16 protein-coding genes are annotated in these 15,654 nt (G+C 67.1%); 11 read left to right on the plus strand and 5 right to left on the minus strand.

From position 1 onward, the window contains the following. The first annotated feature begins 34 nt into the window (after window positions 1–34). On the plus strand, window positions 35–1,072 hold the full coding sequence (locus ACSSVZ_RS11395) for a peptidase M29 (RefSeq protein ID WP_453970073.1): 1,038 nt from the start codon (window positions 35–37) through the stop codon (window positions 1,070–1,072). Between the two features lie 113 nt (window positions 1,073–1,185). Here ACSSVZ_RS11395 and ACSSVZ_RS11400 read toward each other — a convergent pair whose 3' ends face one another. From ACSSVZ_RS11400 to ACSSVZ_RS11415, 4 genes are all read right to left on the minus strand, one after another. Next, the gene (locus ACSSVZ_RS11400) at window positions 1,186–1,716 is read right to left on the minus strand and encodes a CreA family protein (protein ID WP_453970075.1); all 531 of its coding nucleotides are present in this window, start codon (window positions 1,714–1,716) and stop codon (window positions 1,186–1,188) included. Window positions 1,717–1,847: 131 nt separating this feature from the next. Further along, window positions 1,848–2,741, minus strand: coding sequence for a cation diffusion facilitator family transporter (locus tag ACSSVZ_RS11405; RefSeq protein WP_453970076.1), 894 nt, complete (start codon window positions 2,739–2,741; stop codon window positions 1,848–1,850). 158 nt (window positions 2,742–2,899) lie between these two features. Then, a complete protein-coding gene (locus ACSSVZ_RS11410) occupies window positions 2,900–3,928 on the minus strand; it encodes a glycosyltransferase family 4 protein (protein ID WP_453970077.1) in 1,029 nt (342 codons plus the stop codon). Further along, on the minus strand, window positions 3,925–4,731 hold the full coding sequence (locus ACSSVZ_RS11415; protein ID WP_453970079.1) for a UDP-2,3-diacylglucosamine diphosphatase: 807 nt from the start codon (window positions 4,729–4,731) through the stop codon (window positions 3,925–3,927). Before ACSSVZ_RS11415 ends, ACSSVZ_RS11410 begins: the two co-directional genes overlap by 4 nt. A gap of 408 nt (window positions 4,732–5,139) precedes the next feature. Between ACSSVZ_RS11415 and ACSSVZ_RS11420 the strand changes: the two genes are divergently transcribed. The 4 genes from ACSSVZ_RS11420 to ACSSVZ_RS11435 all read left to right on the plus strand — a co-directional run bounded on the left by ACSSVZ_RS11420 (window position 5,140) and on the right by ACSSVZ_RS11435 (window position 8,077). Beyond that, window positions 5,140–5,928: a hypothetical protein gene (locus ACSSVZ_RS11420; protein ID WP_453970081.1), complete on the plus strand. Its 789-nt coding sequence runs from the start codon at window positions 5,140–5,142 to the stop codon at window positions 5,926–5,928. A 160-nt stretch (window positions 5,929–6,088) separates the two neighbouring features. After that, window positions 6,089–6,523 carry a DUF1489 family protein gene (locus tag ACSSVZ_RS11425; protein ID WP_453970082.1) on the plus strand — a complete coding sequence of 145 codons (435 nt, stop codon included), beginning with the start codon at window positions 6,089–6,091 and terminating at the stop codon, window positions 6,521–6,523. A gap of 62 nt (window positions 6,524–6,585) precedes the next feature. Then, a complete protein-coding gene (locus tag ACSSVZ_RS11430) occupies window positions 6,586–7,362 on the plus strand; it encodes a VWA domain-containing protein (protein ID WP_453970084.1) in 777 nt (258 codons plus the stop codon). A 1-nt stretch (window position 7,363) separates the two neighbouring features. Further along, window positions 7,364–8,077 (plus strand): DnaJ domain-containing protein, encoded by a 714-nt coding sequence (locus ACSSVZ_RS11435; RefSeq protein WP_453970086.1) that lies wholly within the window; start codon window positions 7,364–7,366, stop codon window positions 8,075–8,077. 97 nt (window positions 8,078–8,174) lie between these two features. Here the strand turns inward: ACSSVZ_RS11435 and ACSSVZ_RS11440 are convergent, their stop codons facing one another. After that, entirely contained in the window at window positions 8,175–9,557 is a 1,383-nt protein-coding gene (locus ACSSVZ_RS11440) for a D-alanyl-D-alanine carboxypeptidase (RefSeq protein WP_453970088.1), read from the minus strand. Window positions 9,558–9,792: 235 nt separating this feature from the next. Between ACSSVZ_RS11440 and ACSSVZ_RS11445 the strand changes: the two genes are divergently transcribed. From ACSSVZ_RS11445 to ACSSVZ_RS11470, 6 genes are all read left to right on the plus strand, one after another. Then, the gene (locus tag ACSSVZ_RS11445) at window positions 9,793–10,128 is read left to right on the plus strand and encodes a phasin family protein (protein WP_453970089.1); all 336 of its coding nucleotides are present in this window, start codon (window positions 9,793–9,795) and stop codon (window positions 10,126–10,128) included. 453 nt (window positions 10,129–10,581) lie between these two features. Next, window positions 10,582–10,905: an ATP-dependent Clp protease adapter ClpS gene (clpS, locus tag ACSSVZ_RS11450; protein WP_453970090.1), complete on the plus strand. Its 324-nt coding sequence runs from the start codon at window positions 10,582–10,584 to the stop codon at window positions 10,903–10,905. 9 nt (window positions 10,906–10,914) lie between these two features. Further along, on the plus strand, window positions 10,915–13,401 hold the full coding sequence (gene clpA, locus ACSSVZ_RS11455; protein WP_453970092.1) for an ATP-dependent Clp protease ATP-binding subunit ClpA: 2,487 nt from the start codon (window positions 10,915–10,917) through the stop codon (window positions 13,399–13,401). Window positions 13,402–13,634: 233 nt separating this feature from the next. Next, window positions 13,635–14,369, plus strand: a complete 735-nt coding sequence (locus tag ACSSVZ_RS11460) for an AzlC family ABC transporter permease (RefSeq protein WP_453970094.1) — start codon at window positions 13,635–13,637, stop codon at window positions 14,367–14,369. Continuing rightward, on the plus strand, window positions 14,366–14,719 hold the full coding sequence (locus ACSSVZ_RS11465; protein WP_453970095.1) for an AzlD domain-containing protein: 354 nt from the start codon (window positions 14,366–14,368) through the stop codon (window positions 14,717–14,719). Before ACSSVZ_RS11460 ends, ACSSVZ_RS11465 begins: the two co-directional genes overlap by 4 nt. An 81-nt stretch (window positions 14,720–14,800) precedes the next feature. Further along, the gene (locus tag ACSSVZ_RS11470) at window positions 14,801–15,568 is read left to right on the plus strand and encodes a hypothetical protein (protein ID WP_453970096.1); all 768 of its coding nucleotides are present in this window, start codon (window positions 14,801–14,803) and stop codon (window positions 15,566–15,568) included. Window positions 15,569–15,654 lie beyond the last annotated feature (86 nt).

The raw sequence follows: 15,654 nt of genomic DNA on the forward strand, positions 1-15,654 counted from the left end.
GGGCGATGGCACCGAATCGGGAGTCGATTTCATCATGCTAGCCGATCGTATCGAAGCAAAATGGATCGACAGCTTCGCCGAAGCGTTCGAAGCCTCTGCGATCCGCGCCGACGAAACCGTCGCCATCCTGTCGGAAACCCAGTCGCGCCCGCTCAACGTCCATCTTGCCGAGCTCGCCCTCCAGCGTCTCGGGGTCCGGCCGTTCCACCTGGTGGTGCCGACGCCGCGCAACCCCTGGGGGGTGATCGCGCGGTCGACGGGCGGTACCCAGTCGCTCGGCAACATCCGGCCGGTGGTGCAGGCGCTCGCCTCGTGTGACGTGGTCGTCGACGTGACGCTCGAAGGCCTGATGCACGCGCCGGAGACCGCCGAGATCCTGAAGGGCGGCGCGCGAATCCTGGTGATCTCCAACGAGCATCCGGAATGCCTGGAGCGGATGCGGCCGGACCCCGATCTGGAAGCCCGCGTCAAGGCGGCGGTCAAGCAGGTACGCGCCGCCACCGAGATGCGGGTGACTTCAGCCGCGGGCAGCGACCTGACCGTGGCGATCAAGGGAGCGCCGACGGTCGGCATCTGGGGGTCCACGACGCGTCCCGGCACGCTCGCCCACTGGCCGGGCGGCATCATCGTCTCGTTCCCCAGCCCGGGCACCGTCAACGGCCGGCTGGTGCTGGCGCCGGGCGACGTGAACCTGACCTTCAAGCGCTATTTCGAGGGGGAGGTCGCGCTCACCATCAAGGACGACTACGTGGTCGAGGTGGAAGGGGCCGGCGTGGATGCCGACCTGATGCGCGACTACTGGGCCGCCTGGAAGGACCGCGACGCCTATGCCGTCTCGCACGTCGGCTGGGGGCTCAACCGCAACGCCCGCTACGATGCGCTGCAGATGTACGACCGCCGCGACACCAACGGCACCGAGCTGCGCGCGGTCGCCGGAAACTTCCTGTTCTCCACGGGCGCCAACGAGTTCGCCGGCCGCTACACCGCCGGCCACTTCGACCTGCCGATGATGCACACCACCATCGCTTTGGATGGGGTTCCCGTCGTCGAGGACGGCCGGCTGGTGGACTGAGGAAAGTCTTTTCCTGAGGAAAGTCTTTTCCTCACACCGGCTCGCATTGCTCGCGGCTCCGCATGGGCGGCCTGATCGCCCGGCGCGCTGGCATCGCGTCCTGAGTGGGCTGTCTACTTCTCCAGCGCGTCGGCGCAGCGCGGCGCCGGCTGGTCGCCCCACGGCATGATCGGCACCGTCGACGTCGAGTTCTTCGGGCTGCCTTCGATCAGCTTGTCGGAATAGACTAGGTAGATCAGCACGTTGCGCTCGGCGTCGCAGCCGCGCACGATGCGCATCTTCTTGAAGAAGAACGATCGCCGCTGGCGGAACACCTCGTCGCCCTGCTCGAACGTGCCCTTGAACGACACCGGGCCGATCTGCCGGCAGGCGAGCGAGATGTCCGACACCTCCTCGGCCACGCCGAACATGCCGGAGACGCCGCCTTTCTCCGGCAGGGTGTAGTGGCAGGCCACTCCGTCCACCAGCGGGTCATCGATGCCGTAGACCGCCAGCTTGTGGTCGGGCGTCAGCATGTTCCACTTGGTCGACTTGTCGAAGATCCGGTCCGGCTCCTCGGCGGAGCCGGGAGCCGACGTGGCGAGAGCCGCGAGCGCGAGAACGAGCGCTGCGGCGAGCGACTTGGCAAGCGTGGACACGGCCATCTTCGACGTGATCTCCTTCTCGAGCGTTCCCGGGCGAGGCGGGACACCGGTCTTCCTCGCCCCTCGCGGGGCGCGACCCAGAGATGGGAGCGGCCGGGTCCGCAGACAAGCGGCGCCCGGGGCGGAGGCGGTCAGTCGGTCGCCACCTGCACGGCAGAGCGCTTCGCCTTGTATTCGGGCTCGACGTGGATGGTAATCACCGACTCGGGCACGCCGTTGCGCAGCGCCGCCTCAATGCGATCGCAGATCGCATGGGACTCCGAGACCGTCATCTCGCCGGGCACCACCAGGTGAAACTCGATGAAGGTCGTCGGACCGGAGTGGCGGGTGCGCACGTCGTGAGCCTGCATGGCGCCGCTCGCGTGGCCGGCGATCAGCTCGGTGATCGCATCCATCGTCTCCTGCGGTACCGCCTCGTCCATCAGTCCGCCGACCGATTCACGGATCATCCGCCATCCCGACCAAAGGATGTTGAGCGCCACGATCATCGCCAGGACCGGATCGAGGACGAGCCACCCGGTGAGGCTGACGAGGGCGACGCCCACGATCACGCCGCCGGAGGTGACCACGTCGGCCATCAGGTGGCGCCCGTCCGCCGTCAGCGCCGGCGAGCGGGTCCGTCGGCCGTGGCGCAGCAGCACCATGGCCCACGCCAGGTTGATCACCGTCGCGAGGCCGTTCAGCGCCAGCCCCTCGACCGGGGCGTCGATCGGATCCGGGGCTGCCAGCGCCATGCCGGCGGTCACGAAGATGGCCAGTGCGGCGATGACGATCAGCACGCCCTCCAGCACGGCGGAGAAATACTCCGCCTTGCTGTGTCCGTAGGGGTGGTTGTCGTCGGCCGGCATCGCCGAGATGCGCAGCGCCACCAGGGCCGCCGCGGCGGCCGCGATGTTGATGATGCTCTCGATCGCGTCGGACAGCAGCGCCACGCTGCCCGTCAGCCAATAGGCGAGGAACTTCAGCGCGAAGACGCCGCAGCCGATGGCGATGCTGCCGAGCGCGAGCTTGATCGCCTTGGTCATTCGGGTACCAGAAGTCCGGGTTGGATCGGGCGCGGCGGTGCCGCTAGATCGCGGTCAATTCAGGTCGGGCCGACCTGGTTTCATCGACCGTGATCGACAATGATGTCCTGGAGCGGGAGGCGCGCGCAAAGCCGGGATCCACCGCTCCTCACCCCGCTCTAGGCCGCGTCGGCCGGTCGCGAGGACTGGTTGGCGGCAAGCACGTTCTGGAAGAACTGCTCCGCGCTTGCCTCCCACGAAAACGTCTCCGCGTAGGCCCGGCATCGGTCGCGCGGAATGTCGAGGGCGGCGAGGGCGGCCTTCCGGAGGTCGTTGTCGAGCACGCCGCACTGGGAGTCGCCCACCACGTCGATCGGCCCCATGATCGGAAAGGCGGCGACGGGCACCCCGGCCGCCATCGCCTCCAGCAGAACCAGTCCCCAGGTGTCCGTCAGGCTCGGGAAGACGAAGACGTCGGCCGACGTGTAGTGCGCCACCAGCTCGTCGCCGAGCTTCGGGCCGGTGAACACCACGTCCCGGTAGCGGGACTTCATGTCCTCCAGCGCCGGCCCGCCGCCCACGACCACCTTGGTGCCGGGCAGGTCGAGCTTGAGGAAGGCCTCGATGTTCTTCTCCACCGAGACGCGGCCGACGTACATGAAGATCGGCCCGGGCAGGTTGAGTGCCGGCGGCACGTCCGGGCGGAACTTCTCGTGATCGACGGCGCGCACCCAGCGGTAGAGGTTGGTGAAGCCGCGCTCCGCCAGCGAGCGCTCCAGGGTGGTGTTGGAGACCATGCAGCCGGCGCCCGCGTTGTGGAAGCGGCGCACGAACGAATAGGACCAGCTCAGCGGCACGGGGACGCGTGCCGCGATGTATTCGGGAAAGCGCGTGTGGTAGCTCGTCGTGTAGGGCTGCTTGTTGATGAGGCACCATTTGCGCGCCATCATGCCGAGCGGCCCTTCGGTCGCGATGTGCATGTAGTCGGGCGCCATGTCGTCGATGCGGCGGCGGATCCCGGCGGGTGAGGTGATGCTCAGCCGGATCTCGGGATAGGTCGGCAACGGCACCGTGCGGAAGCCTTCGGGCGACAAAACGTCGACCTCGATGCCCATGCGCCGCAGCTGCTCGATGGTGATCTGCAGCGTCGTGACGACGCCGTTGACCTGCGGATGCCAGGCATCCGTCACCATGACGATCTTGCTCATGCGGCGGCCTGGCGCGTGGTGGCGATCTTCGCCACCGGCTGCGCCCCGATCTCGGTCCAGCGGATCAGCTCGAAGCGCCCGTCCTGCGTCTCGCCGACGGCTGTGCAGCTTTCGACCCAGTCGCCGGTGTTGATGTAGTGCACCCCGTACTCTTCGTGCATCGCGGCATGGTGGATGTGGCCGCAGATGACGCCCTGCACGTCCCGCCGCTGCGCCTCGCCGGCCAGCGTCTGCTCGAACTTGCCGATGAAGTTGACGGCGTTCTTCACCTTCAGCTTCGCCCACGCCGACAGCGACCAGTAGGTCAGGCCCAGCTTGCGGCGCACGATGTTGACCCAGGTGTTGATCCCGAGCGCCGTGACGTAGGCCCAGTCGCCGAGGAAGGCGAGCCACTTGGCGTGCCGGACGACGACGTCGAACTGGTCGCCGTGGATGACCAGATAGCGCTGCCCGTCGAGCCCCTCGTGGATGATGCTGTCGACCACCTCGACGCCGCCGAAATGCGTGCCGACATAGTCGCGCAGGAATTCGTCGTGATTGCCGGGAATGTAGACGACCCGGGCGCCCTTGCGGGCCTTCCGCAGGATCTTCTGGACCACGTCGTTGTGCGGCTGGGGCCAGTACCACGACCGCTTCAGGCGCCATCCGTCGATGATGTCGCCGACCAGGTAGATCGTCTCGGCCTCGTGGTAGCGGAGGAAATCCAGAAGCAGGTCGGCCTGGCACCCGCGGGTGCCCAGATGGACATCGGAGAGGAAGAGCGCGCGGTAGGTCTGCGTCTCGATCCGGTCTGGCACTGGCATCCTATCGACCACGATTCCGGTCCCGAGGGTGTCGATGGGTTCGGTCTGCAAGCTGTTTGCCAGCCTCAGCCTATTTCATCAACTCGATTCGAATATCAACTATATGACACCGCTGTGGTCGATTCACGACCCCGGACCGCGGCATGGCTGTCGGCCGCTCCGTGCGGGGGCGGGCGGGGCGTCCTGAGCCGGCGAAACGGCCCGGCAGATCGCCGCGTCGGCGACCGCCGCAAGGGGGGTGACGGGACCGGCCGACGGTTGACTCTTGCGCCTTCGTCCGTAGTGATAGCGGCACGTTTTTCGCCAGTCGCGGTGGGTTTCGCCGCGCTGCACCGACCACCGAAGATCCTGTTCGACACCGCGGCGGCCAGGGCGCTCGCCTGGGTGATTGCCAAAGAGGACGCAGGAATGCGATCGATTTTGTGTGCGGCGCACGCCGGTGGCCAGGGCAAGACGACCCTGGCCCAGCTCGTCTACCTCGGACTGCAGCGTTCGGGGGCGACGTACAAGCTTGCGTCCGCCGACTTCGTCGACGACACCGGCCGTTCGAAAATCGGCAAGATGTATCCCCAGCGGGTCACCGAGTTCGGCGTCGGTGCCGAACTGTCGATCGCCAAGAAGGCGAACGACATGAACGCCTCCCTGAAATACTGGGACCGGCTCGGTCGCAGCCTGCTCGAAGGCGGCGTGGTGGTCGACCTCGGCGCCAACGTGGTCTCCCAGGTGACTGAATGGGCGCGGGCCCGCCGCGTCAGCCAGATCTTCCAGTCGCGCAAGGCCCCGCCGGTCGACGTCATGCTCGTCTGCCGCGCCGAGAAGCACGCCATCGACGACATTGCCGACCTCGTCCGCCAGTTCAACGACCAGGACGTGATGCCGATCTCGCGCATGTACATCGTCCTCAACGAGGCCGGCGGCAGCTTCTCGACCCTGAAGATCTCCCAGGAGCTCAACAAGATCGCCGAGAACCGCGCGCTGCACTACATCAAGCTGCCGCGCTGCACCTCCGAGCTGTGGCACCTGATGGAGCTGAACTTCGTCTCCATCGAGGACGCCCTGAACCTCACCGAGGACGAGGCGGCGGAGAAGTTCGACATCGACATCTGGGAGGCCACCTCCGGCGTCGCCGACCTCCGGATCTGGTTCGACCGCGTCTATGCGAACATGAAGGAAGAGGGCGTCTTCGAGGGCGCCTGATCCCCGCGCCGCAAGATCGTCGCGATCCGGGCCGCCGTCTCCGAAGGGGGGCGGCGGCCCGTTCGTTTCGGGCGCCGGCGGCGCTGCGGACGCACCTATCCCCAGGAGATGGCGCGGCCGCCCTTGAAGCGGCCCGCGCCGCGCGCCAGGTTTACCGGCGATGACAGTGCACATCCTGAAACTCTGCGTCGGCGCGGACACGATCGACGACCTGCGCGGTTGGGTCGAGCAGCGGGTCGACGCGCGCCGGGCCGCCGGCGAGGAGGCGGTGTCGCGCCATGTCACCCGGATGACGCCGAAGCGCGGCGACGAGATCGCCGGATCCGGGTCGCTCTACTGGGTGATCCGCGGCTTCATCCAGGTCCGCCAGCCGATCCTTCGCCTCGATCCGATCGTCGATGCCGATGGCGTCAAGCGCTGCGCGTTCGTGCTCGCCCCCGACCTGATCGAGACGCGCAAGACGCCGCGGCGGCCGTTTCAGGGCTGGCGGTATCTCACCCCTGCCGAGGCGCCGCCCGACGAGCTCGGGCTCGAGGGGGACGACGACATGCCGGCGGACATGCGCCGCGAACTCGCCGATCTCGGCCTGCTCTGAACGACCGGATTCGCCCGCCCGAACGGCCTCCGCGACACGACGCACTTTGCCTGTCGCGCCGGATGCGCCATCTAAGAGGGGTGAGCAACGACAAACGCCCCACCACCCGCACGCCCGTGCGCCCGACCGTGACCGCTTCGACCGGCCAGCCGCCGGCCGAACGGTCGACCCGTGCCGACATCGACGCCTTCGTGGCGCGATCGCGCACAGTGGCGACGTCCCCCGGCACCGGCCGGCGCGGGCGGCTGATGTTCGCTCTCGATGCGACCATGAGCCGTCAGGCGACCTGGGACCGCGCCTGCGCCATCCAGGCCGATATGTTCGACGAGGCGGGCAAGGTCGGCGGCCTCGACATCCAGCTCGTCTATTTCCGCGGCTTCGGCGAATGCCGGGCCTCGAAATGGGTGTCCGACACCTCCCGGCTGCGCGACCTGATGACGCGGATCGACTGCCGCGGCGGCCTGACCCAGATCCGCAAGGTGCTGCGGCGGGCGATCGAGGAGACGCGGACCGAGAAGGTCCACGCGGTGGTCTATGTGGGCGACTGCATGGAGGAGGCGGTCGACGAGCTCTGCGCCCGCGCCGGCGAGCTGGGCCTTCTGAAGGTGCCGGTGTTCGTCTTCCAGGAGGGCACCGATCCGGCCGCCTCCCGCGCCTTCGCCGAGATCGCGCGGCTGACGGGGGGCGCCCACCTGACGTTCCGCGCCGACGCGGCCGACGAGCTGGGCCGGCTGCTGCGGGCCGTGGCTGCCTATGCGGCCGGCGGCCGGGCGGCACTTGCCGACATGAGCGCGCGCGGCGAAGAGGGGGCGCGGCTCCTGATCGGGAAGATGAGCTGAGATGATCTGGCTGTTGCTCGGAACCCTGGCGTTCGGTGCCATCGTGGTGGCGAGCCACGGGTTCTCGCAGGCCGATCCGGCGGTGCTGGCGCGCCGGGCGCGGATCGCCGGCGGGATCGTGTGCCTGCTGGTGGCGGTGGGGCTGGCGGTGCGCGGCATCTGGCCGCTGTCGGGTCCGCTCGGCCTGTTCGGCCTGTCGCTGCTGGGCCTCGGTCCGCTGGCGGGCCTGCGCCGGTCGCGCGGAGCGCCGCGATCAGCCGGCCAGTCGTCCGCGGTCACCACCGACTTTCTGCATCTGAGCCTCGATCACGATTCCGGAGCGATCGAGGGGGAGGTGCGGGCCGGCCGGTTCGCCGGGCGAAGCCTCGACAGCCTGTCGGAGGCGGACCTGCGGGAGCTGCTGCACGAGGTCGGCGGCGACCCGGACAGCGTGACGCTAGTCGAAGCTTATCTCGACCGCCGGACGCCCGGCTGGCGTGAAGACCTCCACGAGGACCCGGGTCCGCGGCAGGACAGCACGGCGGCTGCGACTGGTTCCCTGAGCGAAGAAGAGGCCTACCAGATCCTTGGTCTTCAGCCAGGTGCTGGAGAAGGCGAGATCCGTGCCGCGCACCGTCGGCTCATGAAGGGGCTGCATCCCGACCGGGGCGGCAGCACGTTCCTTGCGTCGAAGATCAACGAAGCCAAACAGCGGCTTCTGGGCGGGCATAACTGACACGGTACGCATCCCCTCGGAGTTCCCCAGTTTCAGGTGCGCCGCAGTCCGCGGCGCAAGTCTCGCGGTGTTGTCGGAGCACCCGGATGGTGCTCGTCTACGACGACGGATTGAGCGCCCAGCAGGACACCTTCCGCTTCTTCAGCTCGCTGCACGCTTCCCAGGCCTCCGACTTGGAGGCGAACCCGGTGAAGCGGGCGCGGTAGAGGGTGGTCCCGTTGACGTCGACCCGCTCCGTGTAGATCTGCCGGCTGCCCAGGATCGCACCGTTCTTGCGCTGGGCGTCGAGCAGCAGCGACCGGGCGTTGCTTTCGCTTTCCGCCGCCGCGATCTGCACGTGCCAGCCGCTCGGTGCGGCCGCCGTCGGCTCGGGCGCCGCGGCGGTGTCGACCACCGAGGCCGTCGCGTCTTCGGCAAGGTCGACGCTGTCGGCCGATCCGATCGCCGCGACCTGTTCGATCGGGTCGTTGGCGACTTCCGCGGCGTTGACCGACGCGGCATAGGCGGCGATCAGCTCCGGGGTCAGGCGCTGGGGGGTGTCCGGGGCTTCGGCGACGAAGACCGGCATCTCCGGGCGCGACGAGGGGACCGGGATATCCTCGGCCGCGATCACGGCCATGCCGGCGGTGCCCTGCTTCGCCTTCGGAATGTAGGTCTCGATCAGGTCGGTCATGTGCTGGTCGCGGGTGCGGCCGGTGCGCCCGCCCATCACCACGGCCACGATGAACCGTCCGTCGCGCTTCACGGAAGCGACCAGGTTGAAGCCGGAATCGTTGATGAAGCCGGTCTTGATGCCGTCCACGCCGTCGACCTTGCCGAGGAGGCGGTTGTGGTTGCGGTAGGACTGGCCGCGATAGGTGAACGACCGGGTGTTGAAATAGCTGTAGTAGACGGGGAAGTCGCGCTGCACGGCCAGGCCGAGCCGGGCCAGATCGCGCGCCGTCGTGTGCTGGGCGCGGTTCGGCAGGCCGGAGGCGTTGCGGAACACCGTGGAGCGCATGCCGAGCCGGCGGGCCGTGCTGGTCATCCGCTCCGCGAACTTGGCCTCGGTGCCGCCGATCTTCTCGGCGATCGCCACGGCCACGTCGTTGGCCGACTTCGTCACCAGCGCGCGGATCGCATCGCGGGTGCGGATGGTCTGCCCCGGCTTGAAGCCGATCTTGGAGGGCACCTGCTTGGCGGCGAACGCCGACACCGGGATCGGGGTGTCCAGCGTCATCCGCCCGGCGCGCAGCTCTTCGAAGAGCAGATAGAGCGTCATGATCTTGGTGACGGAGGCAGGGTAGCGCTCTTCGTCGGCATACCGGGCGAACAGCGTCTCTCCGGTCGATCCGTCGACGACGATCGCCGCATACTTCGAATTGGCTTCGCCGCTGTGCGTTGAAAGTGCGAGGGCTGCCGCGCCGATCAGCACGACCGCCGCGAGACGGGCGAACCAGTTGGCCCCTCCCGCGTTGGCTGAGACTCGCCCGCTGTTCATTGTAAGACCCTTACTCGCTACGCGTGTTGCCGCCTCGTCCGGATCCCGCTCTGTGGCTGGACTTCCGGGCTCGTCACGTCGCACCGTAGGGGGTAGCGGTTATCGGGTCGTAAACACGATCTGAACTTTTTGCCCGATGTTGCGTTGCGGGGCTGCCTTGACGTGCATTGTGCAACGCACCACACTGCTCGCCTCAACTCCCGGGCGTTCCGTTTTCCGCAGCAGCAGGTGACCCATGACCAACGGCCTCGAGCAGTTTCAGGCAATCAGCAAGGACAATCTGGATACGGCGGTCAAGTCGATCGGAGTGGCCCAGGAGGGCTTCCAGGCGATCGCGGTCGAGCTTGCCGACTACTCCAAGAAGAGCTTCGAGGATGGCACGGCCGCGCTCGAAAAGATCATGGGAGCGCCCAGCGTCGAGAAGGCTGTCGAGACCCAGATGACCTACGCCAAGTCGGCATATGAAGGCATGGTTCACGAAGTCGCCCGGATCGGCGAGCTTTACGCCGCGCTCGCGCAAGGTCTTTACAAGACGACGGACGGCGTGACCGCGAAGATGTATGCGAAATAGGGCGGCTCGCTACATTCGAGCTCTTCTGTTCTGACGCAGTTCTAAAAAGCCCGGCGCCGAAGTGTCGGGCTTTTTTCATTCCCGGGGCACAACCCAAATAGTATGGCCCGGCGGATTGCGTCGTCGAGTGAGCGGCTTACAATAGTGCCAACGGCCTCTTACATCTGTCATCGAAAGGCACTGCAAAGGAGGCGCACCGGGCCGGCCCCGCGGCATCAGCCAAAAGCCGAGACGGTCCCGCGCCAGACTGAATCATCCGGGATCACCCGACCTCGACCCTGTTGCGAGTGACGGTTCCCATCGTGTGACTTCGACACGTCCTCCGCACCGGGCACCTTCGGGTCCCGGCTGGAAGGGCCCCGAAACGGACGAGCCGACCGCTTGCTGGACCGAGTTATTGCTAGTCACCACGGACCGAGCGCCATGAGGACCAGCCCCATTGCCCCGATTGTGATGACGAAATCCGACAAAGACGACGACCGGTCCGGTACGGTCGTCGTCACCCGCACGCGGCCGAAGACGAAACGGCCGAGCATGTACCGGGTGCTGCTGCTCAACGACGACTACACGCCGATGGAGTTCGTGGTGCACGTGCTTGAAAGTTTCTTCCAGAAGAGTCGCGACGAGGCGACCCAGGTCATGCTCCTCGTCCACCATCACGGGGTGGGCGAGTGTGGGGTCTACACGTACGAAGTGGCGGAAACCAAAGTGACCCAGGTCATGGATTTCGCCCGTAAGCACCAGCATCCTCTGCAGTGCGTCATGGAGAAGAAGTGAGGAACCCTCGTGCCATCATTCTCCCGTAGCCTTGAAAAGGCGCTGCACCAGGCGCTCGCCTATGCCAATGAGCGCCACCAGGAATACGCCACGCTCGAGCACCTTCTGTTGGCGCTCGTGGACGATCAGGATGCCGCGGCCGTCATGCGGGCCTGCAACGTCGACCTGGAGAAGCTGCGGCGCGATCTCGTCGAATACGTCGATACCGAGCTTGAAAACCTCGTGACCGACGCCGGCGACGATTCCAAGCCGACAGCCGGCTTCCAGCGTGTCATCCAGCGCGCGGTCATCCACGTCCAGTCCTCCGGGCGGGACGAGGTGACCGGGGCGAACGTGCTCGTCGCGATCTTCGCCGAGCGCGAAAGCCATGCGGCGTTCTTCCTGCAGGAGCAGGACATGACCCGCTACGACGCGGTGAACTACATCTCGCACGGCATCGCCAAGCGGGCCGGCATGTCGGAATCGCGCTCCTCGCGCGGAACCGACGACGACCAGGCGACCGTCGAGGGCGGCGAACGGGTCAAGCGCAAGACCGACGCGCTCGAGGCCTATTGCGTCAATCTCAACGAGAAGGCCTCGAAGGGAAAGATCGATCCGCTGATCGGTCGCGCCAACGAGATCAGCCGGACGATCCAGGTCCTCTGCCGCCGGCAGAAGAACAACCCGCTGCTGGTCGGTGATCCCGGCGTCGGCAAGACGGCGATCGCCGAAGGCCTCGCCAAGCGCATCGTCGACGACGACGTGCCGTCGGTGCTCGCCGACGCGACCATCTTCGCCCTCGACATGGGGGCGCTGCTCGCCGGAACCCGCTATCGCGGCGACTTCGAGGAGCGACTGAAGCAGGTCGTGAAGGAGATCGAGGAATACCCCGGTGCGATCATGTTCATCGACGAGATCCACACGGTGATCGGCGCCGGCGCCACCTCGGGCGGCGCGATGGATGCATCGAACCTCCTGAAGCCGGCGCTCGCCTCCGGCTCGATCCGCTGCATCGGCTCGACCACCTACAAGGAGTACCGGCAGTTCTTCGAGAAGGACCGGGCCCTCGTCCGGCGCTTCCAGAAGATCGACGTCAGCGAGCCGTCGGTGCCCGACGCGATCGAGATCCTCAAGGGCCTCAAGCCCTATTTCGAGGAGTACCACTCGATCCGCTTCACCAACGACGCCATCAAGGCGGCGGTGGAGCTGTCGTCGCGCTACATCAACGACCGCAAGCTGCCGGACAAGGCGATCGACGTGATCGACGAGACCGGGGCGTCGCAGATGCTGCTGCCGGAAGCCCGCCGCCGCAAGACGATCGGGGTGAAGGAGATCGAGGCGACGATCGCCACGATGGCCCGCATCCCGCCGAAGTCGGTGTCGAAGGACGATGCCGAGACGCTGCGCAACCTCGACGAGAACCTGAAGCGCGTCGTCTACGGTCAGGACGCGGCCATCGACAAGCTGTCCTCGGCGATCAAGCTCGCCCGGGCCGGCCTGCGCGAGCCGAACAAGCCGATCGGCAACTACCTGTTCTCCGGCCCGACCGGCGTCGGCAAGACCGAGGTGGCCCGCCAGCTGGCGAGCACGCTGGGTGTCGAGCTGCTGCGCTTCGACATGTCGGAGTACATGGAGCGGCACACCGTGTCGCGGCTCATCGGCGCGCCGCCTGGCTATGTCGGCTTCGACCAGGGCGGTCTCCTGACCGACGGGATCGACCAGCATCCGCACTGCGTCCTGCTCCTCGACGAGATCGAGAAGGCGCACCCGGATCTGTTCAACATCCTCCTGCAGGTGATGGACCACGGCAAGCTGACCGACCACAACGGCAAGCAGATCGACTTCCGCAACGTCATCCTGATCATGACGACCAACGCGGGTGCGGCCGACATGGCCAAGGCGCCGATCGGCTTCAACCGGGCAAAGCGGGAAGGCGACGACACCGAGGCGATCAACAAGCTGTTCACGCCGGAGTTCCGCAACCGCCTCGACGCGATCATCCCGTTCGGCAGCCTGCCCGCCGAGGTGATCTACCAGGTCGTCACCAAGTTCGTCCTCGAGCTCGAGGCCCAGCTAGCCGACCGCAACGTCACCTTCGAGCTGTCCGAGGCGGCCATCAAGTGGCTCGCCGAGGAGGGCTACGACGAACGCATGGGCGCCCGGCCTCTGTCGCGGGTGATCCAGGAGCACATCAAGCGGCCGCTCGCCGACGAGGTGCTGTTCGGCAAGCTCATGAAGGGTGGCACGGTGAAGGTCGACGTCGAGGAGAAGGACGGCAAGAAGCAGCTGTCGCTCGAAACGATCGCCGACGAGGTTGTCAGGCCGAAGCGTCCGGCCAAGCCGAAGAAGGCGCCGGCGCCGAAGAAGGCTCGCCAGTCGAGCGGCTCTTCGGGATCGGGCGGGTCTGGAGGATCCAGCGGATCCGGCGGGTCCGGCGGATCAGGTCCGGCCAGCGGTGCGCCGACCAAGCGGCCGTCCAAGGGCAGCCTCGTGCCCAAGGTTCCGCTGACCCAGTAGGCACCCCGTGCCGCCCGTGCGGTGCGCGCCTTCGAAACGACAAGCGCCGGCCCGAAAGAGCCGGCGCTTTTTTTGTGCCTCTCCCGGCCCTCGGGCGGCGCCCTCCGGCGCCTGCGGGCTCCCGCGCGACGGGTGCGGCCGCCATGGCCCGAACGGGACACGCGCTCGGCGCTTCGGTCGCCGCCCCAACTGTGGTACCCGCTGGAGGTGCCGACCTGCGTGTGAGTCCCTCGGTGATCGACGACCCTCCGTCTTCCTCTCTCTCCCCCGCCCGGTGGTTCCTGAAGGGAACGCTGAAGCTCGTCTCCGTTCCCGCGCTGGTCCTGATGACCGCCCAGGTCGGGTTCGCGGCGCTGGCGCGCGAAGTCGGCTTCAGCCTCGGGGAGGCGGTGCTGATGGCGGTGACCGTGTGGGCGCTGCCGGCCCAGGTGGTGTTCGCCACCTCGCTGGCGTCTGGCGCCGGCTGGGTGGCGACGGTGCTGGCCGTGTCGCTTTCCTCGATGCGCTTCCTGCCGATGCTGATGTCGTGGACCGCCGTGGTGCGCACCGAGCGGACCTCGCGCACCACGCTGCTGCTGCTATCCCACTTCGTGGCGATCACGTCCTGGGTGTTCACCATGGCGGAGATGCCGGAGCGGACGCCGCGGGCGTCGCGGCTCGCCTATTTCGCCGGCTTTGCCACGGCGCTGCTCGTCGTCAACGTGCTGACGGTGGCGGTGGCGTTCGTCGCCATCGGGACGATGCCGGACTGGGTTTCCGCCGCCCTGGTGCTCCTCACCCCGCTCTACTTCCTGCTGGCGCTGGTGGGTGCCGGGCGCGTTCTCGACGATCACGTGGCGCTTGCCCTCGGCGTGATCCTGGGGCCGATCCTCCACCAGCTCGGCATCGGCCTCGATCTCCTGTGGACCGGCTTCATCGCCGGCACGATCGCCTATCTCGTCGGGCGGGCGAAGCGGAGGCGCATATGACGTCGGGCGAAGCGCTGAGCCTGCCGGGTCTCGGCCCCTATCTGTCGATCCTGGTGGCGGCGGCGCTGCCGACCCATGTCTGGCGCTGGATGGGGGTGCTGCTCGCCGAGCGGCTGCCGAACGATTCGGAGGTCTTCATCTGGATCAAGGCGGTGACCACGGCGCTCGTCGCGGGCCTGGTGTCGCAGCTGATCCTGTTCCCCCACGGGGCGCTGGCCGACGTGTCCATCCCGGTCCGGATCGTGGCGGCGGGCGTCGGTGTCGGCGTCTATCTGGCGACGAAGAGGACGCTCGCGCTCGGCATCCTCTCCGCCGAGGCGATCCTGATCGGCGCCTGGTTCGTGGTCTGACGGAGCGATTTCCGGAATTGACCGCCCCATCCTCCGGCTGCTACCGATTGGTGTTCAGCAACCTTGGGGCGAGGTATGGTCATGCGGACGGTTGCAGCGGTTGTCGCGGTCGGGTGCCTGGTCCTTGCCGGCTGCGAGACCTATCCCACGGCGTCACCGGATTTCAGTTTCACCAAGACCAGCCTCGGATACCGCAATTCCGGCCTGCTGAGCGAGGGGCGGATCTACTTCTGGGACACGGAGACGAACGAGCTTCTCGATCTCGGTGATTCCGTCGAGCTCCGGACGATTGGCAAAGTGGGGCCTCAGAAGTTCGAGGCGCGGAATCTCGCCGGTTTCGAACTGGTCGCGTCGGCTGATCTCGCACCCGCCGCCAAAGCCGAGGTCTCCGCCTACATTTCAAGCAATTTCGCGTTTGAGGTTGAGAACGCCGAGAAGGAGGAAAGCGACAATCCGCTGGACGCCGTGCTTGCCAAATACAGGGATATCCAGCCTTCGAACGGCTACTATCGCTGGCGGGTTGCAGAGCTGACGTCGGACCCGCGGCGCTACAAGCTCGTGGTCATCAAAGACCCGGTCTATGCCACGAAGGAACTGATCAGCATCGACAACAACGCCGGTGCCTCGGGCTCCATCGACGTTCCGACCGATGCCGTCGGCACGGTGAAGGTGAAGATTTCGCGCACGGCGTCGGCCCTGTGCGAGGGCGCGCGGGCGCTGTGTTTCGTCAACGTGCACGTGGCGGAAGCCAGCCTCAATCAGACCGCAGGCGAGAAGACGCTGGACCTGCGAACCACCGATCGCATCTCCAGCGAAAATCTCTCCGCGGCCTTCCGCAAGCTCATCTGAGGTCGCATCGCGGGCCTGCCGCCTCGGTCCGGCGGGCGGGCCCGCAGGGTTGCCGGTTGCCCTCGCCGTGGCCGCGTTACCTGCCG

This window comes from Amorphus sp. MBR-141, assembly GCF_053628695.1.